The 22,757-nt window shown below is 71.9% G+C and carries 20 protein-coding genes; 16 read left to right on the top strand and 4 right to left on the bottom strand.

Translation table 11 applies throughout. The annotated features are described in order from the left end of the window. The first annotated feature begins 20 nt into the window (after positions 1-20). The 3 genes from ACFYPR_RS30830 to ACFYPR_RS30820 all read left to right on the top strand — a co-directional run bounded on the left by ACFYPR_RS30830 (position 21) and on the right by ACFYPR_RS30820 (position 2,409). A complete protein-coding gene (locus tag ACFYPR_RS30830) occupies positions 21-326 on the top strand; it encodes a type II toxin-antitoxin system VapB family antitoxin (RefSeq protein WP_354862783.1) in 306 nt (101 codons plus the stop codon). A gap of 34 nt (positions 327-360) precedes the next feature. Beyond that, positions 361-1,521, top strand: coding sequence for an acyl-CoA dehydrogenase family protein (locus tag ACFYPR_RS30825; RefSeq protein ID WP_355134445.1), 1,161 nt, complete (start codon positions 361-363; stop codon positions 1,519-1,521). A gap of 99 nt (positions 1,522-1,620) precedes the next feature. Further along, positions 1,621-2,409, top strand: a complete 789-nt coding sequence (locus ACFYPR_RS30820) for a DUF4230 domain-containing protein (RefSeq protein ID WP_354862786.1) — start codon at positions 1,621-1,623, stop codon at positions 2,407-2,409. Positions 2,410-3,584: 1,175 nt separating this feature from the next. Here the strand turns inward: ACFYPR_RS30820 and ACFYPR_RS30815 are convergent. Further along, on the bottom strand, positions 3,585-3,794 hold the full coding sequence (locus ACFYPR_RS30815) for a PspC domain-containing protein (RefSeq protein ID WP_007454856.1): 210 nt from the start codon (positions 3,792-3,794) through the stop codon (positions 3,585-3,587). A gap of 577 nt (positions 3,795-4,371) precedes the next feature. On the opposite strand from ACFYPR_RS30815, the gene ACFYPR_RS30810 reads away from it, so the two are divergent. From ACFYPR_RS30810 to ACFYPR_RS30765, 10 genes are all read left to right on the top strand, one after another. Next, entirely contained in the window at positions 4,372-5,742 is a 1,371-nt protein-coding gene (locus tag ACFYPR_RS30810) for an L-serine ammonia-lyase (RefSeq protein ID WP_387264058.1), read from the top strand. 72 nt (positions 5,743-5,814) lie between these two features. Then, positions 5,815-6,642: an ABC transporter permease gene (locus ACFYPR_RS30805; RefSeq protein WP_355066676.1), complete on the top strand. Its 828-nt coding sequence runs from the start codon at positions 5,815-5,817 to the stop codon at positions 6,640-6,642. Between the two features lies 1 nt (position 6,643). Beyond that, positions 6,644-7,390, top strand: coding sequence for an ABC transporter ATP-binding protein (locus ACFYPR_RS30800; RefSeq protein WP_354863304.1), 747 nt, complete (start codon positions 6,644-6,646; stop codon positions 7,388-7,390). Beyond that, positions 7,387-9,429, top strand: coding sequence for a DUF5941 domain-containing protein (locus ACFYPR_RS30795; protein WP_387264056.1), 2,043 nt, complete (start codon positions 7,387-7,389; stop codon positions 9,427-9,429). Before ACFYPR_RS30800 ends, ACFYPR_RS30795 begins: the two co-directional genes overlap by 4 nt. A 15-nt stretch (positions 9,430-9,444) precedes the next feature. Next, entirely contained in the window at positions 9,445-11,655 is a 2,211-nt protein-coding gene (locus tag ACFYPR_RS30790; RefSeq protein ID WP_387264053.1) for a CDP-glycerol glycerophosphotransferase family protein, read from the top strand. 132 nt (positions 11,656-11,787) lie between these two features. After that, entirely contained in the window at positions 11,788-13,086 is a 1,299-nt protein-coding gene (locus ACFYPR_RS30785) for an ABC transporter ATP-binding protein (protein ID WP_387264051.1), read from the top strand. Positions 13,087-13,179: 93 nt separating this feature from the next. Continuing rightward, positions 13,180-14,226, top strand: a complete 1,047-nt coding sequence (locus ACFYPR_RS30780; RefSeq protein ID WP_354861950.1) for a hypothetical protein — start codon at positions 13,180-13,182, stop codon at positions 14,224-14,226. A gap of 62 nt (positions 14,227-14,288) precedes the next feature. Next, complete coding sequence (locus ACFYPR_RS30775; protein ID WP_354861951.1) at positions 14,289-14,753, top strand: DUF4442 domain-containing protein; 465 nt, start codon at positions 14,289-14,291, stop codon at positions 14,751-14,753. A 61-nt stretch (positions 14,754-14,814) separates the two neighbouring features. Beyond that, entirely contained in the window at positions 14,815-15,633 is an 819-nt protein-coding gene (locus ACFYPR_RS30770) for a beta-phosphoglucomutase family hydrolase (RefSeq protein ID WP_354861953.1), read from the top strand. Next, positions 15,630-18,002, top strand: coding sequence for a glycoside hydrolase family 65 protein (locus ACFYPR_RS30765; RefSeq protein ID WP_387264048.1), 2,373 nt, complete (start codon positions 15,630-15,632; stop codon positions 18,000-18,002). Before ACFYPR_RS30770 ends, ACFYPR_RS30765 begins: the two co-directional genes overlap by 4 nt. A 45-nt stretch (positions 18,003-18,047) precedes the next feature. Here the strand turns inward: ACFYPR_RS30765 and ACFYPR_RS30760 are convergent, their stop codons facing one another. After that, positions 18,048-18,227 (bottom strand): hypothetical protein, encoded by a 180-nt coding sequence (locus ACFYPR_RS30760; protein WP_354861957.1) that lies wholly within the window; start codon positions 18,225-18,227, stop codon positions 18,048-18,050. A 181-nt stretch (positions 18,228-18,408) separates the two neighbouring features. Here ACFYPR_RS30760 and ACFYPR_RS30755 point away from each other — a divergent pair, with 181 nt between their 5' ends. Next, complete coding sequence (locus ACFYPR_RS30755) at positions 18,409-19,086, top strand: dienelactone hydrolase family protein (RefSeq protein WP_387264045.1); 678 nt, start codon at positions 18,409-18,411, stop codon at positions 19,084-19,086. Here the strand turns inward: ACFYPR_RS30755 and ACFYPR_RS30750 are convergent. After that, positions 19,081-20,232, bottom strand: a complete 1,152-nt coding sequence (locus ACFYPR_RS30750; protein ID WP_387264043.1) for an AI-2E family transporter — start codon at positions 20,230-20,232, stop codon at positions 19,081-19,083. The genes ACFYPR_RS30755 and ACFYPR_RS30750 overlap by 6 nt on opposite strands. Before the next feature lie 154 nt (positions 20,233-20,386). On the opposite strand from ACFYPR_RS30750, the gene ACFYPR_RS30745 reads away from it, so the two are divergent. Then, positions 20,387-20,557: an antitoxin gene (locus ACFYPR_RS30745; RefSeq protein WP_387185780.1), complete on the top strand. Its 171-nt coding sequence runs from the start codon at positions 20,387-20,389 to the stop codon at positions 20,555-20,557. A gap of 70 nt (positions 20,558-20,627) precedes the next feature. Here the strand turns inward: ACFYPR_RS30745 and ACFYPR_RS30740 are convergent, their stop codons facing one another. Beyond that, a complete protein-coding gene (locus ACFYPR_RS30740; protein WP_387264040.1) occupies positions 20,628-21,233 on the bottom strand; it encodes a hemerythrin domain-containing protein in 606 nt (201 codons plus the stop codon). Positions 21,234-21,402: 169 nt separating this feature from the next. On the opposite strand from ACFYPR_RS30740, the gene ACFYPR_RS30735 reads away from it, so the two are divergent. Then, positions 21,403-22,656: a cyanophycinase gene (locus ACFYPR_RS30735; RefSeq protein WP_387264037.1), complete on the top strand. Its 1,254-nt coding sequence runs from the start codon at positions 21,403-21,405 to the stop codon at positions 22,654-22,656. Positions 22,657-22,757 lie beyond the last annotated feature (101 nt).

Genomic DNA, 22,757 nt, shown 5'->3' with positions numbered 1-22,757 from the left:
GGGGAGGGGAGCGTGCCGTCGTGATCTTCAGAGCGGTCCGGGACGGGCGTCCCTATCCGGAGCACAACCTGACGCTCAAGCAGTGGGCGGAGATTCCGCCCCGTCCGCTGCGCCTGGACCAGTTGATCACCACCAAGCGCGAGCTGGCGCTCGACAAGCTCCTCGCCGAGGACTCGACCTTCTACGGCGACCTCTTTCCGCACGTGGTCCAGTGGAACGGTGGGCTCTACCTGGAGGACGGGCTGCACCGCGCCCTGCGTGCCGCCCTGCAACAGCGCAACCAGATCCACGCCCGCGTGCTGGTGCTCTCCGGGCCGATCGACTGAACGGCGTGAGCTGAGGCTTCGTTAAGGTGACGGCATGACTGCCCTCGATCTGCTCGACCTGGACCCGTCGCTCAGCGAGGAGGAGCGGCAGATCCGCGACGTCGTCCGCCAGCTCGTCGACGACCGGGTCCGCCCCCACGTCGCCGAGTGGTACGAGGAGGGTCGCGTGCCGGCCCGCGAGCTGGCCCGCGAGTTCGGCAAACTCGGTCTGCTCGGCATGCACCTGACCGGCTACGGCTGCGCCGGCGCCTCCGCCGTCGCGTACGGGCTGGCCTGCCAGGAGCTGGAGGCCGGTGACTCCGGGCTCCGCTCGCTGGTCTCGGTGCAGGGCTCACTGGCGATGTACGCCATCTGGCGCTACGGCAGCGAGGAGCAGAAGCAGCGCTGGCTGCCGGCGATGGCGACCGGCGAGGCGATCGGCTGCTTCGGCCTCACCGAACCCGACCACGGCTCCGACCCGGCGTCCATGACCACCCGGGCCCGCCGCGACGGCGACGACTGGGTGCTCACCGGCGCCAAGATGTGGATCACCAACGCGCCGATCGCCGACGTGGCCGTCATCTGGGCACGCACCGACGAGGGCGTCCGCGGTTTCGCCGTACCCATGGACACGCCCGGCGTCACGGCCCGCGAGATCGGCCGCAAGATGTCCCTGCGCGCGTCGGTGACCGGCGAGATCGTGCTCGACGACGTCCGGCTCCCCGCCGACGCACGGCTGCCCGAGGCGGTCGGGCTCAAGGCGCCGCTGAGCTGCCTGACCGAGGCCCGGTACGGCATCGTCTGGGGCTCACTCGGCGCGGCACGGGACTGCCTGGAGACCACCCTGGCGTACGCCACCAGCCGTACCCAGTTCGGTCGGCCGCTGGCCGGATTCCAACTCACCCAGGCCAAGCTCGCCGACATGGCCGTCGAACTGGTCAAGGGCCAACTGCTCGCGCTGCACCTCGGCCGGCTCGCCGACGGCGGCCGGCTCCGCCCCGAGCAGGTCAGCGTGGGCAAGCTGAACAACGTGCGGGAGGCCCTGGCCATCGCCCGGCAGTGCCGCACCATCCTCGGCGCCAACGGCGTCTCCGGGGAGTACCCGGTGATGCGGCACGCGAACAACCTGGAGAGCGTCCTGACGTACGAGGGCACGTCCGAGATCCACCAGCTCGTCGTCGGGCAGCGGCTCACCGGGCTCTCCGCGTTCGCCTGACCTGCCCGTTTACGCATTCCGGCCGCTCGCCGCGCGGCTGTCGTATTGGGGCCGTACCGTCATTGACAGACGACGTGTCTGACGAGGACGGTGAGTGTGATGGCCCGCGACGCTGGCATCAACGAGCCCACGAGGGAGTTCCCCGGTTACCCGACCGGCGACGACCTCAAGGAGCGCTCGGCCGCGACACCCGACCCGACTCCGGGCGGGCCGGGTGGCACCGATGGTCCTCCGGCCGGCGGGGGTGGGGGTGCGGCCCGTGGGCTGCTCCTCCTGCTCGGTGCCGCCGCGCTGGCCGTGGTGGTGCTGCTCGGCGTGCAGGCGACCGGCTTCCTGCCCGATTTCCGTAACCCGTTCACCAAGGAGCAGACCGACCGCAGCCAGCCGCCGCTGCTGAAGTCGATCCAGGATCTCAGCCGCTACGTGGCCGCCGAAGGCAACTTCCAGGTCGTGGTCGACACCCAGAACGACCGGCGCAACGTCCCGGACTTCCTGCTCAACGAACGCACCCTGTTCGTCGGGGCCGGCAGCGTCGAGGCGTACGTCGACTTCACCAAGATCGGTGAGGGTGCGATCGTGCAGTCCGCCGACGGCAAGTCGGTCGAGATCAAGCTGCCCGCGCCGCAGCTCGGCGAGACCAACCTCGACATGGAGAAGAGCTACGTCTTCGCCGAGCAGCGCGGCCTGCTCAACCGGCTCGGCGACCTGGTCGGCAACGACCCCAACCGCCAGCAGCAGGTCTACCAACTGGCCGAGGAACGGATCACCGCCGCCGCCCGGGACAGCGGGCTCTCCGCCCGCGCCGAGGAGAACACCCGCAAGATGCTGCAGGGGCTGCTGCGCTCGCTGGGCTACCAGCAGGTCACGGTCACCTACACGGCCCCCTGACGCTCGACGCTTCGGCAGTAGGTCGCTGCGGCGCTCGGACGCCCCGGCACCTCCGTGCTCGGTGATCCGGCCCCTCGGCGCCTGGCGGTCCGGCATCTCCACGCTCGGGGCTTCGGTGCCGGAATCCGGTGCCCGGCGCTCCAAAACTGCAGCCGCGCCCGCCCCGACCACCGTCGGGGCGGGCGTTCTCACTGGCCCGTCGCCTGCCGCCTGCCGCCCGCCGCCCGCTGCCCGCTGCCTGGCGCCTGGCGCCTGGCGCCTGGCGCCTGACGCCTGGAGCCCGCCGCCTGCTGCTTGCCGCTTGCTGCCTGCTGCTCGCTGCAGCCTGGCGCCTGCTGCCTGGAGCCCGCCGCCTGGTGCTCGCCGCTCGCCGCTCGCCGCCTGCTGCTTGCCGCTCGCCGCCTGCTGCTTGCCGCTCGCCGCCTGCTCCTCGCTGCTCGCTGCTCGGTGCCCGCACCGACCCGGGCCGCGTTGCTGTGGCTGCCTTCGCGCCGTGCTCGTCCTCCGTCCCCGCTGGCAGGTCGGCAATTACCCGTGCACGCCGCTCGTCGGCGTCGGCAGGGCGATTTGTCGGGTCCGCGCCATCCTCTGGCTGCGGTATGAGCAGATCTTGGACAGTTTCCGTCAGCAGCTAACGGAAACTGTCCAAGATCTCGGAGTGGAGGGCCGGTTGGGCGCGTGACGCCGACGCGGTCACGCCCTACGGTCAGGTTTCTGCGGGGCATGACTTGCGGCGAGTCCGGGTTGTGCCGCTGGTTGCGCCCGCCCGCCCGCCGGACCGGCCACCACCGCCGCGACTTTCGCGCGGGCCACCAGCACCACCGCCGGGCTGTGCGTCACCGCCGGGTCGTGCGCTACCGCTGGGCCGCGCGCTACCGCTGGGCCGCGCGCTACCGCTGGGCTGTGCGTCACCGCTGGGCTGTGCGTCACCGCCGGGTCGTGCGCTACCGCCGGGTTGTGCGTCACTGCTGGGCCGCGCGCTACCGCTGGGCTGTGCGTCACCGCGGGGCTGTGCGCTACCGCGGGGCTGTGCGCTGCCACTCGATCGCGCGCCACCAGCGATTCGTGCCCGCCCGAGATTCGCGCCATGTCCAGGAGCGGGGTGGCTGGAGGCCACCACATCGTCGACGTGGTGGCCTCCAGACTGCGCTGCGCTGTGCTGTGCGGGGGTGTGGTCAGTGGCCGGTGGAGGCGAGGTAGCGGTCCTCGTTCGGCATGAGGATCCAGAGGATCAGGTAGACGATCACCTGGGTGCCGGGCAGCAGCAGTGACAGCAGGAACAGCAGCCGGACCATCCCGGCGGACATGCCGAACCGCTGACCGAGGCCGGCGCAGACACCGGCGAGCATGCGCCCCTGGCGGGGCCGAACCAGTTTGCGACTCATCGTCGTACTCCCACTCTGCGGCGGTGCGCCGCGTCTGCAATCCACGGTAGAAAGGGGTGGCCGTCCTGCCCTCGGTCCCGAGGAGGATCAGCGGTCCATGGACCCGTAGGTACTTACCCGTGCGGCCCCGCTCGACGCCTCCGGCCCGCGCTCCCCGCGCGCAGGCCCCGCGCCCGCGCCCGGCCGGCAGCCCGCGCTCCCCGTGCGTAGGCCCGCGCCCGCGCTCCGCCGGCAGCCCGCGCCGGTCAAGGTCGTGCTCGATCCTGGATGTAGTGGCTTTCCGCCACTCGCGAGGCCACTACAACAAGGATCGAGCGTGATCATGAAGGCTGCGCGAAGGTGGCGGACGAGCGGCCGGCGGGAGGCGGCCGGGTGGCCCCGCCGCCGTGCTCGGTTGAGGGGTGAGCTGGGCGGGTAGGCTCGCAGGTCGGGCACCCACACCCCGGGTGACCGGCGGCCACCCGACCGGGCGGCCACGAGCGGGGCTGCCAACCGGCGGCCACGAGCGGGGCTGCCGGACCGGCGGCCACGACCGGGCGGATCCCGTACGACGGGATGACGCCGAGGAAGCGCAGCCATGATCAGTGTTTTCGACCTCTTCAGCGTCGGCATCGGGCCGTCCAGCTCGCACACGGTCGGGCCGATGCGGGCCGCCCGTACGTTCGTGGCCGGGCTCAAGGCCGACGGGCTGCTCACCGAGACGGCGCGGGTGCAGGCCGAGCTGTTCGGTTCGCTGGGCGCGACCGGGCACGGGCACGGAAGCGACCGGGCGGTGCTGCTGGGGCTGGCCGGCGAGGCGCCGGAGACGGTCGACACCGACACCGTCGGTCCTCGGGTCGAGCGGATCCGCGCCGAGCGGCGGATCAGTCTGCTGGGTGCGCACGAGATCGACTTCGATCCGGACCGGGACCTGACGCTGCACCGTCGCCGGTCGCTGCCGTACCACCCGAACGGGATGACCTTCGTGGCCTTCGACGCGGCCGGGGAGCAGGTCCGGGCCCGCAGCTACTACTCCGTTGGCGGTGGCTTCGTGGTGGACGAGGCGGCGGCGGGCGCGGACCGCATCAAGCCGGACAGCACGCGGGTGCGATACCCGTTCCTGACCGGGGCACAGCTGCTGGAGGTCACCACCCGCACCGGGCTGTCGATCAGCGAGGTGATGCTCGCCAACGAGCGCTCGTGGCGCAGCGAGGCGGAGATCCGGGCCGGCCTGCTGGAGATCTGGCGGGTCATGCGGGAGTGCGTGCAGCGCGGCTGCGAACGAGACGGCGTACTCCCTGGTGGGTTGAAGGTTCGGCGGCGCGCGGCGGAGCTGCGGCGCGGCCTGGAGGCGGACGCCGGGACGGCCGACCCGCTGCACGCGATGGACTGGGTGACGCTGTTCGCGCTCGCGGTCAACGAGGAGAACGCGGCGGGCGGCCGGGTGGTCACCGCGCCGACGAACGGCGCGGCGGGGATCATCCCGGCGGTGCTGCACTACTACGCCCGGTTCGTGCCCGGCGCCGACGACGACGGCGTGGTGCGGTTCCTGCTGGCGGCCGGCGCGATCGGCGTGCTGTTCAAGGAGAACGCGTCGATCTCCGGCGCGGAGGTCGGCTGTCAGGGTGAGGTCGGCTCGGCCTGCTCGATGGCGGCGGCGGGGCTGGCCGAGGTGCTCGGTGGCACTCCGGAACAGGTGGAGAACGCCGCCGAGATCGGGATGGAGCACAACCTCGGGTTGACCTGTGACCCGGTGGGTGGCCTGGTGCAGATCCCCTGCATCGAGCGGAACGCGGTGGCTAGCATCAAGGCGATCACGGCCGCCCGGTTGGCCCTGCGCGGCGACGGCGTGCACAAGGTGTCGCTGGACAAGGTCATCAAGACCATGCGGGAGACGGGCGCCGACATGAAGGTCAAGTACAAGGAGACGGCGCGGGGCGGTCTGGCCGTCAACGTGATCGAGTGCTGAACCCCGCCGATTCGGGGCATTCGTTCACCGACTGCTAACCTGGCGTCCGTTTTCAGGAGGCGGGAGGCTGCGGTGACCTCTGGCGTCGCGGCCCTGTGGTCGCACCGCAACTCGCTGCGCATCCTGGTCCGACGGGATCTGGCGGTCAAGTACCAGCAGTCGGTGCTGGGTTACTTCTGGTCGCTGATCGAGCCACTCGGCATGGGCGCCATCTACTGGTTCGTCTTCGGGGTGCTCTACTCCCGCGACACCGGTCGGCACCTCGGCGAGGCGGCCGGGTCGTACCCGTTGTTCCTGATCACCGGGATCTTCGCCTGGATGTGGGCCAGTTCGGCGTTGAGCGAGGCCACCAACGCGCTGACCGGCCAGTCCCGGCTGATCACCACGATGAACGTGCCGCGGCAGGTGTTCCCGATCGGCCGGGTCACCGGTCGGTTCGCCGAGTACGCGGCCGGCCTGCCGATCCTGATCGGCATCGCGGTGATCTACGCGGCGCGGGGCAAGATCCACCCCGGGTGGTCGCTGCTCGCCCTGCCGCTCGCCGTGGCGGTGCAGGCGGTGCTGCTGATCGGGCTGGCCCTGCTGTTGTCCGCGTGGAACGTGCTGATGCGCGACGTGGAGCGGTTCCTGCGGCTGATCATCCGGGTGCTGTTCTACGCCACGCCGATCATCTATCCGCTCAGCCTGGTCCGGGAGTCCGGCCTGCCGGGCTGGCTGAAGGTGGCGTACGAGCTGAACCCGCTGGTCGGGATCTTCCAGCTGCACCACGCGATCTGGTACCCGGACGAGTTCCCGGACACCCGCCTGCTCGCCACCACGGTCGTCGGCAGCCTGCTGGTGCTGGCCGCCGGTTGGTGGTCGTTCCGCCGGTTGGAACCCGCCGTGCTCAAGGAACTCTGACGTGGCCGCGCCGATCATCGAGGCGGACGGTCTGGGCATCCGGTTCGTCCGCAACCGGCGCCGCCAACTGCGGCTGCGCGAGCTGTTCATCCACCGGGGCGCCCGGGGCGCCCTGCCCGGCCAGTTCTGGCCGCTGCGCGACGTGTCGTTCACCGTCGAGCCGGGCGAGACCGTCGGGGTGATCGGCCGCAACGGCACCGGCAAGAGCACCCTGCTGCGGCTGATCGCCGGGGTGCTCATCCCCGACGAGGGCGACATCCGGGTGCACGGCGCGGTGGCGCCGCTGCTGGAGTTGTCCGCCGGCTTCTCCAACGACCTGACCGGGCGGGAGAACCTGCACCTGGTCGGTGGGCTGCACGGGCTGTCGACGAGCTACCTGAAGCGGCACTTCGACGAGATCGTCGAGTTCGCCGGTGAGCAGGTGGAACGGGCCATCGACACGTCGGTGCGGCACTACTCGTCGGGAATGAAGGTGCGGCTCGGCTTCGCGATCATCTCGCACCTGCCGCACCCGATCCTGCTGATGGACGAGGTGACCGCGGTCGGCGACGCGGAGTTCCGCAAGAAGTGTTACGCGACGATTGAACGTCTGCTCGGGGAGGGGCGCACGCTCGTGCTGGTGTCACACAACGAAAAGGACCTGACCCGGTTCTGCCGTCGGGGGTTGTACCTCGACGCGGGCCGGTTGACGCTCGACGGCACCATCGCCGAGGCGCTCGACGCGTACCACGCCGCGGTTCCGCGGTGACGCTCGCGATCGTGCTCGCCGCCGGGACGGCCGCGGCGAGCCTGCGCACCGCGTCCGGCGAGCCGCTGGCCGACCGACTCGCCGCCCAGCTGCGCCGGGCCGGGGCGGCCGACGTGCGCTTCGCCGCCACCCTCGACGAGCTGGCCGAGCTGGCCGACGCCGCCGACGGGCCGCTGCTGATCAGTGGCACCGACCTGGTGGCGCACACCGCCGTACTGCGGCACCTCGCCACCAGCCCGGTGGGACCGACCGTGGCACTGGTGCTGACCGACCCGCCGGTGCCCGGACGGACCGCCGTGCGCGAGGAGCGCGGCCAGATCGTCGACGCCGGCCCGCTGGACGCCCTCGACGGTGACGCGACCGGCGTGTTCGGTGGCGCGTTGCGCGTCGGCGTCGACGACCTGCCGACCCTGGCCGCCGCCGCGCGGGCCGCCGCCGTCGGCGCGCGACCCCTTGCCGCCCCGATCGGGCCGGCCGGTGACGTGTCGCCGCTGCCGGCGGGCGGGGGCGCCGGCCACGACGAGCCCGGGCCCGCCGTGGACCGGCTCGTCGCGGGTCTCGCGGCGCTCGGCACCCTGATCTTCGCCCAGCGGGTACGCCTCCTCGTCGCGCACCGGGTCGAGGACCCGGCCGGGCTGGTCGCCGCCGAGGCGGCGGTGACGGCGGTCGACGAGGACCGCGCCGAGCTGCGGCTGTCGGTGAAGGAGCGGGACGACTTCTTCTCCACGTACTTCGTCAGCACCTGGTCGCCGTACGTGGTCCGGCTCGCGGCCCGGCTGCGGCTCACCCCGACCGGGGTCACGGTGATCTCGGTGCTGTTCGCGCTGGCCGCCGCCGTGCTGTTCGGGGTCGGCGGGCGACCCGCGCTGGTCGGCGGCGCGGTGCTGCTCTACCTCGGCTTCGTGCTGGACTGCGTGGACGGTCAGCTGGCCCGCTACACCCGGCACTTCAGCGCGTGGGGCGGCTGGCTGGACACGATGGCCGACCGGGCGAAGGAGTACCTGGTCTACGCCGGCCTGGGCTTTGGAGTCAGTCACGCCGGGCTGGGCAACGGCTGGGCGTTGGCGATCGCCGCGATGACGTTGCAGACCGTCCGGCACATGACCGACACCTGGTACGGGGTGCTGCACGACGAGGCGGCACGCCGGCCCCGGACGGCGGCGGGAGCCAGCGGCGGTATCGGTGACCGGCTGAACGCCGCGTCGACGCGGGTGCAGGCGGACACGGGCTCGCTGTCGTACTGGCTGAAGCGGACCGTGGTGTTCCCGATCGGTGAGCGGTGGGCGCTGATCGCGCTGACCGTGGCGCTGTTCAATCCGCTGGTCAGCCTCATCGCGGTGCTGGTCTGGGGTGGGTTGGCGTTCGCGTACACCGGGGCGTTGCGCACGTTGCGGGCCCGCTGGATGTGGGTGCCGGTGCTGGACACGGTCGACGCGACCCTGCACCGCGACGACGGCCCGCTGGCCCGGCGGCTGCCGGTGGTCCGCCCGATGGGGCCGCTCACCCTGGCGGTGATCGCCGCGCTCGGCCCGGCGGTGCTGCTTGTCGTCGCCCTGCTGGGCGACTCGCCGGCAGGGCTGCGGTGGGCCGTGCCGGTGGCGTTGCTGGTGCTGCTGGCCGGTGGCCTCGGCGCCGGGGCCGCGCACAACGGCCCGCTGGACTGGCTGGTGCCGGCGGCGCTGCGGGCCGCCGAGTACCTGTTCGCGATCGCCGTCGGGGTGGTCGGCGACGCGCCGGGCTGGCTGATCTTCGGCTACGTCTTCGTGCTCACCGTGCACCACTACGACCTGACGGCGCGACTGGAGAAGCGGCAGACGGCGCCGCCGCTGCACGTCGCCACGCTGGGCTGGGACGGACGTTCGGTGCTGCTGGCCCTCGCGGCGATTGTCGGCATCGTGAGTATCGGCATGGCTACACTCGGTGCGTACCTTCTCGTGGTTTTCGTGGCGAGCGTCGTCCTGGCCTGGTTCGTCCGGCCGGCCCGTAGCGCGCGGGCGTCGGCCGCGCCGGTGGGCGCGGGAGGTGTCGCGCCGCGCTGACGGAGGGACGGCCGGATGACCCTGATCAGTTTCGTGGTGCCGGCCTTCCGGGTGCAGGGGTATCTGCGCGAGTGCCTGGACTCGGTCCTCGGCCAGCCGGTGACCGACCTCGAGGTGATCGCCGTCGACGACTGCTCGCCCGACGCCAGCGGCGAGATCATCGACGAGTACGCGGCCCGCGACCAGCGGGTCCGGTCGGTCCGACTGTCGGAGAACGTCGGCCTCGGTCCAGCCCGCAACATCGGGCTGGACCAGGCCGTCGGCGAGTACGTGTGGTTTCTCGACGGGGACGACTGGCTGGCGCCGGACTGCCTGCGGGAGGTGGCCGAGCGACTGCGCGCGACCCGGCCGGACGTGCTGCTGGTGGACCACGTCCGGACGCACTGGAACGACACCGCCACCCGCAGCGCGATGGCCGAGGTGTTCCCGGAGTCGCCCGGAGCGGCGACCTTTCGGCTGCGGGACCGACCGGAGGCGATGCGGCTGCTGCACACCGCCTGGAACCGGCTGGTCCGCAGGGAGTTTCTGGTCGAGCTGGGGTTGCGCTTCTCGGACGGCTGGTACGAGGACGTCTCGTTCAGCTACCCGGTGCTGATGGCGGCGCAGCGGATCGGCGTACTGGATCGGGTCTGCGTCAACTACCGGCAGCGCCGTGCCGGCGCGATCACGAAGACCAGAGGGGACCGGCACTTCGAGGTGTTCCCGCAGTGGCACCGGGTCTTCCACCTGATGGACGCCTGGTCACCGGCGGTGGACGCGCTGCGGCCGGCGGTCTTCGAACGGATGATCTGGCACTACCTGACCGTGCTGGGCAACGGTCAGCGGATCGCCCCGGAACTGCGGCCGGCGTTCTTCGCGCAGATCACCGCCGACTACGCGCGGTGGCTGCCGGAGGGCGGGTACCCCGTGCCGGAGGGCGTCGAGGGAGTCAAGCACCGGCTGGTGGCGGCCGGCCGGTGGCGGACGTTCAGCGCGTTGCGGGCCGCCAGCCGGGCCCGCGACACGGCCCGGAGGCAGGCGCGTACCGCCCGTCGTCGGGTCGGGCCGGTGGCCCGGCGTGGCGCGCGGCTGACCCGCGACGGGCTGCTGCACGAGTACTACCGGGCGGAGCTGCGCCGGCCGGTGGACCCGACGCTCGCGGTGTACGCGGCCTACTGGTACCGCGGGTACTCCTGCAACCCGGCCGCGATCTACGAGGCGGCCCGCCGGCTGGCCCCCGAGGTGCGGGGGGTGTGGATCGTGCGCCGCGACCGGGTGGACGATGTCCCGGCCGGGGTGGAGTACGTCGTCGCCGGCACCCCGGCGTACTACCGGGTCCTCGCGCGGGCCCGGTGGTTGGTCAACAACGTCAACTACCCGGACTTCGTCCGGAAGCGGCCGGAGCAGGTGCACGTGCAGACCCACCACGGCACCCCGGTCAAGGTGATGGGGCTCGACCAGCAGCGCTACCCGGTCGGCGCGGGCCGGATGGACTTCGCCGGCCTGCTGCGCCGGGTGGACCGCTGGGACTACAGCGTCAGCGCCAACAGCTTCTCCACCCAGATGTGGGACCGGGCCTATCCGGCCACCTACACGACGCTGGAGGTGGGCTATCCGCGCAACGACCGGCTGGTCACGGCCAGTCCGGACGAGGTACGCCGGCTCCGCGCGGAGTTCGGCCTCGGGCCCGACGAGCAGGTGGTGCTGTACGCCCCGACGCACCGCGAGCACCTGCCCGGCTACCGGCCGCCCTTCGACCCGGACCGGTTCGTCGCCGCGCTCGGTGACTCGGGGCGGCTGCTGATGCGCAGCCACTACTTCCACGACCGGGAGCGCCGGCCCGGCTGGCCGCTGGACTTCCAGCGGGTGCGCGACGTCAGCGGCTACCAGCGGGTGGAGGATCTCTACCTCGTCGCCGACGTGCTGGTCACCGACTACTCCTCGGCGATGTTCGACTATGCGGTGCTGGACCGGCCCATCGTGCTCTACACGCCGGACTGGGAGGCGTACCGCCTGGCCCGGGGTGTCTACTTCGACGTCACCGCGGAGCCACCGGGGGCTGTGGCCACCACGTTCGCCGACCTGCTCGACCTGTTCCGCACGGACGCGGTGCGCTCGGACGCCGCGCACAAGGCCCGCCAGCACTTCCGGGGCCGGTTCTGCCGCCTGGACGACGGGCAGGCGGCCGAGCGGGTGGTGCGCCGGGTGTTCCTCGGCGAACAGCCCGAACCGTCGGCGGGCTGCTGACCGCGACGACACCTCGTCCCGGCGTAATAGCGGCGTCATGGGCCGAACACGAGACGTTTACCCGATGTGCGAATCGAATGATCCTGGTCACAGTCTTGTGGGGGTTCGGCCGACGACCTGGGGGAGGTGACGGTGAGCACCGTCGCGCTCAAAGATGTGACCAAAGTTTTCAAGGACGGCACGTTGGCCGTCGACAGCATAAATCTGGACGTGAACGACGGCGAGTTCATGGTGTTGCTGGGGCCATCCGGCTGCGGCAAGTCCACAGTGCTGCGCATGATCGCCGGTCTGGAGGACCCGACGCAGGGCGCGGTGCTGCTGGACGGGGAACTGGCCAACGACCTGCCGCCACGCGACCGCAAGATCGCGATGGTCTTCCAGGACTTCGCGCTCTATCCGCACATGACCGTTGGCGACAACATCGCCTTTCCGCTGCGGCTGGCCGGTGTCGAACCGGAGCCGCGCGGTGAGCGGGTCACCGACGTCGCGAGTGCCCTGGGCATCAGCGACGTGCTCGCCCGCAAGCCGGGCCAGCTCTCCGGCGGCCAGCGCCAGCGGGTCGCCATGGGCCGCGCAATCGTCCGACGACCGGGGCTGTTCCTGATGGACGAGCCGCTGTCGAACCTGGACAGTGGGCTGCGCGCCGAGCTGCGCGCGGAGATCTCCGGGCTGACCCGGGAGCTGGGCGTCACCACCGTCTACGTCACCCACGACCAGGCCGAGGCGCTGACCATGGCCGACCGGGTGGCCATCATGCGCCGCGGCGTGCTCCAGGACGTGGGCACACCCACCCAGGTGTACGGCCGCCCGGCGACGCTCTACGTGGCCGCCTTCCTGGGCAGCCCCCGGATGAACCTGCTGGAGGCGTCGGTCTACGTCCACCTCGACCGGTACGTCACGCTCAACCTCGGTGACCAGTCGCTCTACCTGCCGTGGAACGACATCCGCAGCCGGGCGGTGGCGCATTACCACGGCGAGCGGATCGTGGTCGGGATGCGGGCCGAGGCGCTCACCCCGGTCGCCCCGGACAGCCCCGGTGACGTGCTGCGCGGCCGGATCCGCTACCTGGAGCACCACGGGCATGAGTCGCTGGCGTTCCTCGACATCGGGGCGACCGCGATCGTCGTGGACGAGATGGGCGCGCCACTGGACCCGCCGCCCGTGGGCCAGCGAGGACTGCGCCGGTTCGGTGCGGTGATGCAGCGGCTCACCGGCAAGCCGGTGGAGCCCCAGGAGGTCTCGAACGGCGCCATGCGGACCAGCGTCCTCCCCGACCCGGGCCGGCACCACCGTCGCCCGGCCGAGTTGGCGGTGCGGCTGGCGCCGTACCCGGCGGTCACCGCCGGTCATCCGCTCGCCGTGTCGGTTCGGATGGACGCGCTGCACTTCTTCGACGAGCGCGGGGCCCGGATCGACGTGGGTTGGCGGTGACGCCACGCCGTAGCGGGGTGGCGGGAGGTCCGTCCGGTGTCCTACCGTCTGCCCACCTAGTCCACTATGTGACACACCGAAAGGGGTGCACCCGTGTCGGGTGACCGTCCCAGCCCGCTCGTCATCGAGCGCATCCTGCGCGACCGGCAGGGCATCTGGCAGCAGATCGTGGCCGAGGGCGACCTCAACGCGCTGACCGGGCGGATGCTGGCCAGCTCCGCCATCGCGCTCGCCTGCTACGGCGCGGTGCTCGGGGCGTTCCATAGCCCGCTGATGGCGCTCACGTCCGCGCTGAAACTGCCGCTGCTGTTCCTGGTCACGCTGGCCATCTGCCTCCCCACGCTCTATCTGTTCAACCTGGTGTTCGGCGCCCGGCTGTCGGTGCGCCAGTCGCTGGCGCTGGTGATGGTCGCGATCACGGTCACCTCGATGCTCGCGGTGGCCTTCGCACCGATCAGCCTCTTCTTCCTGATCACCGCGCCCGACTACGGCTTCTTCAAGCTGCTCAACGTCGCCATCCTGACGCTGTCGGCGCTGGTCGGGCTGCGCTTTCTGACCGGCGGGATGCAGGTGCTCAACGACCACGGCCTGCTCGCCCCGGCGGTGGCCACGGCCGGGGCCGCGGGCCAGATCAACGCCCAAGCGCCGGCGGTGCCGGCTGGCGTGCCCGCCGGTTCGGTGCCGGCCAGCGTGCCCGCCGGTGCGGCCTCGTCCGCCGATGCGGGTGCCGAGCCGGTCGCCGTGTCGGCGGGAGCAGCGGTGGCGGGGTCGGCCGCGAACGGTGGCACGCCCGCCGCGACGCCGACGGTGCAGACCCCGGCGCACGTCCCGGCCCACGTCCCGGCCCAGTGGGGCGGACAGCCGGCCCCCGGCTCGTTCCCGCCCGGCATGATGCCGCCCGGCTACCCGGCGGCGCAGCGTCCGTGGGCCACCCCGCCGGCCCGGCGCGGCGAGCCGACGCAGCGGCCGGCCAGCATGACGCTGCTCTACATCTGGATCCTGCTCTTCGGGTTCGTCGGCACCCAGTTGGCGTGGACGCTGCGTCCGTTCTTCGGTGACCCGGGTCAGGATTTCTCGCTCTTCCGCAGCATCGACGGCAACTTCTACACGGAGATCCTGCGGACGATCGCCAACCTCTGACCCATCGGTAGCCGGGGAAAACCCTGGTTGCCGCCCTGGTTACCGAGAAGTAACGTCGGGCTATGACCATCGACTCCCGCCAGGTGGCGGCCGGCATCCTGGAAGCGGTGCCGTTCGCCCGTACGCTCGGCATCGAATTCGTCGAGGTGGCACCGGAGGCGGACGGCGGGGTGCGGGCCGTCGTCCGACTCCCCGACACGCCGGCCACCCACAACCACGTCGGCGGCCCGCACGCCGGGGCGATGTTCACTCTCGGCGAGACGGCCTCCGGCGCGGTCGTGCTGGCCGCCTTCGGGCAGCTGCTCGACCGTTGCGTGCCGCTCGCCGTCCGGGCCGAGATCGCCTACCGCAAGCTGGCCCGGGGGCCGGTGCTGGCCGCCGCGCGGCTCGGGCGGCCCGCCCCGGAGGTGATCGCCGAGCTGGAGTCCGGTCGGCGGCCCGAGTTCGCCGTCGAGGTGGAGATCGCCACCGAGGACGGCACGCCCACCTCGGCGATGACGGTGATCTGGACGTTGCGGCCGAACTGAGCGAGGCCACGGGCGGCCGAAAACGGGTTTGCGGGCCGGGCCGGGTGGTTAGATTCGTACCGTGCTGGGCCTACCTGCTCATGTGACCGCCTGTCTCTTCGATCTGGACGGTGTGCTGACGCAGACCGCCCGGGTGCACAACGCCGCCTGGACGAAGACGTTCGACGAGTTCCTGCGGCAGCGGGCCACGGCAACCGGAGAACCCTTCCAGCCGTTCGACCCCGGCCCGGACTACAACCGCTACGTCGACGGCCGGCCCCGCGCCGACGGCGTCCGGTCGTTCCTCGGCTCCCGGGGGATCGTGCTCCCCGAGGGCAGCCCCGACGACCCGCCGGACGCCGACACCGTCAACGGTGTCGGCAACCGCAAGAACGTCCTGCTGCTGGAACAGCTGCGCACCTCCGGAGTCGAGGTCTACCCGGGTTCGGTGCGTTATCTGCGGGCGGCGGCCGCCGCCGGGCTGCGTCGGGCGGTGGTCACCGCGAGCGCCAACGGGCGCGAGGTGGTCGCCGCGGCCGGGCTGGAGGCCCTTCTGGAGGCGCGGGTCGACGGGCTCGTCGCCCGCGAGCAGAAGCTGCGCGGCAAGCCGCAGCCCGACACCTTCCTGGCCGGGGCCAGGATCCTCGGTGTGGACCCCACCCAGGCCGCCGTCTTCGAGGACGCGCTCTCCGGGGTGGCCGCCGGCCGGGCCGGCGGCTTCGGGTATGTGATCGGTGTCGACCGGGTGGGACAGGCCGACGAACTGCTCGCACACGGCGCCGACGTTGTGGTGAAGGATCTCGCCGACCTGCTCGACGCGGGCGACGCCGACCCGCCGGCGCCCCGCCCCGCCGGCGACACCGCTGGCTGGGCGCCCACCGGCGAGCGGGGCCTCGCGTGATCCGGGAACGGGCCTATCCCGTCGAGCCCTGGCACATCCGGGAGACCCGCCTGGACATGGACGTGCTGGCCCAGTCGGAGTCGGTCTTCGCGCTCTCCAACGGCCACGTCGGTCTGCGCGGCAACCTCGACGAGGGCGAGCCGCACGGCCTGCCCGGCACCTACCTCAACTCGTTCTACGAGCTGCGTCCGCTGCCGTACGCGGAGGCCGGCTACGGGTTCCCCGAGTCCGGGCAGACCATCGTCAATGTCACCAACGGCAAGCTGATCCGGCTGCTCGTCGACGACGAACCGCTCGACGTCCGCTACGGCGAGCTGCTGTCGCACGAGCGCATCCTCGACATGCGGGCCGGCACCCTGCACCGGGAGCTGCACTGGCGCTCGCCGGCCGGCCGTGAGGTCAAGGTCCGCAGCACCCGGCTCGTGTCGTTCACCCAGCGGTCGGTCGCCGCGATCAGCTACGAGGTGGAGGCCGTCGACGGCCCGCTGCGGCTGATCGTCCAGTCCGAACTGGTCGCCAACGAGTCGCTGCCGGCGCAGAGCAAGGACCCCCGGGTCGCGGCGGTGCTGGAGTCGCCGTTGCAGGCTGAGGAGGAGCTGACCACACCGGACGGCGGGCAGCTGATTCACCGCACCAAGGTCTCCGGGCTGCGGGTGGCCGCCGCCATGGAGCACGAGGTGCACGGCCCGGACCACACCACCATCGAGTCCGAGGGGTACGAGGACTGGGTACGCACCACCATCGGCTGCGTGCTCCGTCCCGGCGAGAAGCTGCGGGTGGTCAAGTACCTGACGTACAGCTGGTCCAGCCGGCGGTCCCTGCCCGCACTCCGCGACCAGGTCGGCGCGGCGCTCGCCGGGGCCCGGCTGGACGGCTGGGACGGTCTGCACCGGGAACAGCGCAACTACCTCGACGAGTTCTGGGACGCGGCCGACGTGCTGGTCGAGGGCGATCCGGAGATCCAGCAGGCCGTGCGGTTCGGTCTGTTCCACGTGCTCCAGGCCGGCGCCCGGGCCGAGCAGCGACCGATCTCGGCGAAGGGGTTGACCGGCCCCGGTTACGACGGGCACGCCTTCTGGGACACCGAGATGTTCGTCCTGCCGGTGCTCACGTACACCCAGCCGAGCGCGGTGCGCAGCGCCTTGCAGTGGCGGCACAGCACGCTGGGGCAGGCCCGGGAACGGGCCGAGACGCTCGGCTTCAAGGGCGCCGCTTTTCCCTGGCGGACCATCGAGGGGCCGGAATCCTCCGGGTACTGGCCGGCCGGCACCGCGGCGTTCCACATCGCCGCCGACATCGCCGACGCGGTCCGCCGGTACGTGCTGGTCACCGGGGACACCGTCATGGAGCGGGAGATCGGTCTGGAGTTGCTGGTCGAGACGGCCCGGCTGTGGCGCTCGATCGGGCACCACGACCGGCACGGCCAGTTCCACATCGACGGGGTCACCGGCCCCGACGAGTACACGGCGGTGAAGAACGACAACGTCTACACCAACCTGATGGCCCAGCGGAACTTGCTCAGCGCCGCCGAGGTCGTGATGCGCTACCGGGATGAGGCGTTCCACCTCGGGGTCACCGACGAGGAGGCGGCGAGCTGGCGGGACGCGGCGACCTCGATGCACGTGCCGTACGACCACGAGCTGGACGTGCACCAGCAGGTGGAGGGGTTCACCCGGCTGCAGGAGTGGGACTTCCCGCACACACCCGCGGAGAAGTACCCGCTGCTGCTGCACTACCCGTACTTCGATCTGTACCGCAAACAGGTCGTCAAGCAGGCTGACCTGGTCCTGGCCATGCACTGGCGGGGGGACGCGTTCACCCCCGAGCAGAAGGTGCGCAACTTCCTCTACTACGAGCGACGGACGGTGCGCGACTCGTCGCTGTCGGCCTGCACCCAGTCGGTGCTCGCCGCCGAGGTGGGCCATCCCGACCTGGCGCACATCTACCTGCGCGAGGCCGCGCTCATGGACCTGCACGACCTCAACGAGAACACGCGCGACGGCGTGCACATGGCCTCGCTGGCCGGCGCGTGGCTCGCCCTGGTCAGCGGGTTCGGCGGGCTGCGCGATCACGACGGCGAGCTGTCGTTCGCGCCCCGGCTCTCCAGCCGGCTCAGCCGCCTGGAGTTCTCCGTTCAGTGGCGCGGGCTGGCGCTGCGGGTGGACGTCCGGCCGCACCAGACGACGTACTCGCTGCGGCACGGGGGCCCGGACGACGTCGTGGAGCTCCGCCACCACGACCAGATGCTGCGGGTCACCTGCAATGAGCCGGTGACCGTGCCGGTGCCGCCGGCCGAGCCCTCGGGGCCGCCGCCGGAGCAGCCACCGGGCCGGTCGCCGTTGCTGCGGCTGCCCGAGCACGAGCAGTGACGGCCGGGGCGGGAGTGCTCCCGCCCCGGCCGTCACGCGCGTACGTCAGACCGGCTCGCCGGTCGAGGGCCGCCCGATCGCGTCGCGGGGTGCGGCCGCCTTGGGATCGTCGGGCAGCCGGGCCGAGGCGGCCTGGTCCCCGAAGTCCTGGTTGCGCTCCGCGTCCTGTTCACGCTGGTCGCGCTCGGTCATCTGCTGCTGCCGGGAGATCTGCTGCTTGGCCATGCTGATCCTCGCGATCCGTCGGGGCGCCGGTGCGCCGACACGGTCTGCGGTCGGTCGTCGCGTACCCGGCGGCCCACCCGGCAAACGCCGCCCCGGAAGCCGCGCGACGCGGCGGGCGCGGGGCGCGTGCGACGCGGCGGGTGGGGTAAGCGGGCCAGAGGCGAGCACGCGGAGGTGCGGCATGGACGAGCAGCGCAGCACGGTGACCATTCCGATCCGGGACGTCCAGCTTCCCGCCGATCTGATGGTGCCCCCACGGCCGGTCGGCGTGGTGCTGTTCGCGCACGGCAGCGGTAGCTCGCGGCACAGCCCGCGCAACGTCGCGGTGGCCCGGACGCTGACCGGCCGCGGCCTCGCCACCGTGCTGGTGGATCTGCTCACCCCGGACGAGGACGAGCGCGACACGCGCACCGCCGAACTGCGCTTCGACATCGGGATGTTGGCCAGCCGGCTGGCCGGGATCGTCGACTGGTTGGCGGTCGAGAGCCCCGCCGGTGACGTGCCGATCGGTCTCTTCGGTGCCAGCACGGGCGCCGCCGCCGCGCTGGTCGCGGCCGCGTACCGCGCCGACCGGGTGGGGGCGGTGGTCTCCCGGGGCGGCCGACCCGACCTGGCCGGCGCCGCCCTGGCCCAGGTGCGTACCCCGACGCTGCTGCTGGTCGGCGGCCTGGACGAGGAAGTGCTCACGCTCAACGAGCAGGCGCTCACCGAGCTGGGGGAGGTCGGCGAACTGTGGGTGGTGCCGGGGGCCACCCACCTCTTCGAGGAGCCCGGCGCGCTCGACCAGGTCGCCGAACACGCCGGCACCTGGTTCACCACCCATCTCGCCCGGACGACCGCCGCGCCGCGCCGCTCATGACCGTGCCGGCGCGTCCGTGGTGGAGCGGCGGCGCTGAACGGTGTCGATGACCCGCCAGAGAACGGCGGTGATCGGAACGCTGACGAAGGCGCCGGCGATGCCCGCGATCAGGGTGCCCGCGGTGACCGCCACCAGGATGACGGCCGGGTGCAGGCGCACCTGCCGCTTCATGACCAGCGGCTCCAACAGGTTGCCCTCGATCTGCTGCACCGCGACCACCGCGGCGAGGGTGAGCAGGGCGGTCGTCGGCCCGTTGGCCGCCAACGCCACCAGCACCGCCACCGCGCCGGCCACCGTCGCCCCGATGATCGGTACGAAGCCGCCGAGGAAGGTGATCAGCGCCAGCGGCAGGGCCAGCGGCACCCGTAGCAGCACCAGGGCCAGGCCGATGCCGATCGCGTCGATCGCGGCGATCAGCATGGTCCCCCGGCTGTACGCGCCCAGCGTCTGCCAGCCGGCCCGGCCGGCCTCGGCCACCACCGGTCGGTTCGGGCCGGTCATCCGGGACAGCACCCAGTGCCACATCGACCTGCCGTCCTTGAGCAGGAAGAAGAGCAGCACCAGGGCGAGCAGCGCGGAGCCGACGACCTCGCTGGCCGTCCGGGCGCCCGCCACCGGGTCCGGAGAACTGCCGCTGAGCCCCTCCCGGGCCTGGTCGACCAGCTTGTCGAGTTGGGCGTCGCTGACCGGCAGGGTGGACGTGACGAAGTCACGGCTGCGGTCGAGCCCCTGGGTCAGCTCCTGACTGAGCTGGTCGAACTGGCTGGCGGTCAGGTTCCACACCAGCGCGCCGACCCCCACCAGGATGCCGAGCAGCAGCAAGACGGTGAGCAGCGCGGCCAGTGCGGCGGGCAGGCGCAGGCGGCGCAGCCGAAGCAGCACCGGGTCGAGCAGCGCGGTGAGGAAGATGGTGGCGGCCAGCGCGATGGCCAGTGGCGCCAGCAGGACGGCGATCCGGCCCAGCAGATAGAGCCCGGCGACGATCACCACCAGGCAGGCGCTCCACAGCACCGCGGTCCGGACCAGCCAGGGCAGGCTGGCCCACGCCTGGCGCGGGCCGGTCTCACCGGTCGTCGCCGCAGTGCCGGTTGTGGACGCGGTGCCGGTTGTCGGCGCGGCGTCCGCCCCGGGTTCGTCTGCCGTCATGTCGGCCCTCCTCGATCTCGGCGAGTCGGTACCCGGCCGGCGATGCACCGACACCCGAATCGCGCCATCCCCGTCCGGACCGTCGGTGTTTGCGCCGACAGGCCCAGGGAACGCAAGTGGAAACGATCCCAGGAGGAGCGCCGTGGGTGACTTCATGGACAAGGCCAAGGACGTCACGGACAAGCACGACAAGCAGGTCGACCAGGGCATGGAGAAGGCCGGCGACATGGCCGACAAGCGCACGGGCGGCAAGTACGACGACCAGATCGACAAGGGCGTGGATCAGGCGCAGGCGCGTACCGGTGAGGGTGACCAGGTCCGCTGACGAACCGGACGTCTCCCGGGCCGCCGAGGTGTCGGCGGCCCGGGATCGTCCCTGTCGGACGGTACGTCGGTCAGCGCTGCTGCTTCTCGCGTAGCTCGTCCATCGACGTCGGCCGGTCGCGCAGTGCGTCACGCAGCCGGTCGATCAGCCCGGTGCCGGGGGCGAGCAGCTTGTTCGCCGGCGGGCGGTCCGGCGCGCTCGGGTGGGGCCGGGTCGGCGCCACCTTCTTGAACGCCGTCACCTTCCCGGCCAGCTCGACCAGCTCCTCACGGGCCGTGGCCGCGCGCAGCCGGGGGAAGAGGTCGTTCTCCTCGGCCTGCACGTGGTGGCGGATGGTGCTGGTCAGGTGGGCGAGCAGCTCGTCGAAGCGGGGGTCGGACGGGTCAACCGACTCCAGGTCCTTCATGGTCCGTTCGGCGTCGGCGTGTTCGTCGATCTCGTGGTCGGCGATCTGGTCGCCGTCGGGCAGTGCCTTGCGAGCCGTCGGATAGACGTACGCCTCCTCGGCCACCGCGTGCCGCACCAGCTCGGCGATCAGCACGTCGGTGAGCTGCCGGCGGTACTCGGGCGTGCCCTGCCGGGTCTCCAGCTCGACGAAGAGGGTCTCGACCTCGCGGTGGTCGGCGATGAGGATGTCGACGACATCCTCATCGCCGGTGGTCTGTGGATTGCTCATCTGGGCCCCTTACCGGTTGCGGTCGGTGGGTGTGTGGCCCCTGGTACCCCGCAGCGGTCGGGCAAACCTACGGTCGCCGATGGATTTGACGGCGACCCGTTGTTCGCGTCGGGACGCTGTCGTACGCTTCGTCTCGGCCCGCCCTCACGGTCTCCTGTGAGGAGCAGTCATGCCCCTGAACCGCCTGCTGGCCCTCGGGCTCGGCGTGTGCACGGCGGTCGCGATGAGCGTCCCGCTGGCCGCGGCACCAGCCTCGGCCCATCCGTCCCACTCCGGTGGCGGCAGTCTGGTCCTTGTCGGCGGCGGGCTCGCCGACGACAACGCTGCCGTCTACGGCGACATCGTCCGGCTGGCCGGCGGCGTCGGCAAGGCCCGCATCGGCATCTTCACCGCGGCCGCTCCGGTGCCGGCAGAGGATCCGGACGCGGCCACCCCGGACTGCAACAACAGTGTCTGCAACGGCGACTACTACGCCACGCTGTTCCGGAGCTACGGCGTGGCCGACGCGCAGTGGATCCCGATCGACCTGGACCGGTCGGGCACCGCCGAGGACCCGGCCGTGGTCCGGCAGATCGATTCGATGACCGGCTTCTTCTTCGGCGGCGGCGACCAGTACCGCTATGTCACCACGATGACCCGGGGGAAGGCCCAGCGGGACACGCCGGCCCTGGCGGCGGTGCGGCGCAAGCTCCGCGCCGGCGCGGTGGTCGCCGGCACGAGCGCGGGCGCGCAGATCATGGCCGGCCGCGACATGATCACCGGTGGCTCCACCGAGCCCGGTCTGCGCGACGGTGCCCGGCCCGGCTACTTCGAGGACGCCGGCGTGCTGGCGTACCTGCCCAAGGGTGGTTTCGGATTCTTCACCGACGGCCTGCTGGACACGCACTTCTCGCGGCGGGGCCGGGAGGCCCGGTCGATCCGGCTGGCGGCGGACACCCGGCACCAGCGGGTCTTCGGCCTGGACGAGGACACGGCACTGGAGGTGACCGGGGTCGGCACGCCGCGGCAGTCGCTGCGCGTCCTCGGCACGCGCGGCGTGAGCGTGCTCGACCTGCGCCGCGCCCGCGTCACCGAGTCGGCCGTGTGGGGCATCGAGGGGGTCCGGTGGAGCCGGCTCACCTCCGGTGACCGCTACCGGTCCGGCCGCTGGCAACCGGTGATTTCGCCGGGCAAGCAGCGGGTGACCCCGACCGCCGGCGCGTGCACCGTCCCGGCCTCGGACGACGTCTTCTACGACTACGCACTTGTCGGTCTCGCCGAGGGACTGGTCGACCAGGCCGGTTGTGCGTCGACGTCGGGCACGTCGTACGAGAAGGACCCGCAGTTCGCCGCCGAGGTGACCCGGGGCCGTGGCTTCGCCGGGTACCGGGTCGGCTCGACGACGTCGTTCGTGGACGCGGTGATCGGCATCCGTCCGGTCTGACGATCGGCCCACCTGGCACGTTTCACCAGGAGCGGTATGACTCTGCGTCATAAATATGGCGGGGAGTCATACCGCTCGTCCCGGTGGTGCCGGCCGGGCCA

Source organism: Micromonospora sp. NPDC005254, from assembly GCF_042872525.1.
Taxonomy (GTDB): Bacteria; Actinomycetota; Actinomycetes; order Mycobacteriales; family Micromonosporaceae; genus Micromonospora.
Note: the sequence above shows the minus strand (reverse complement) of the source record. Positions and strands in the feature narration are given on the sequence as shown.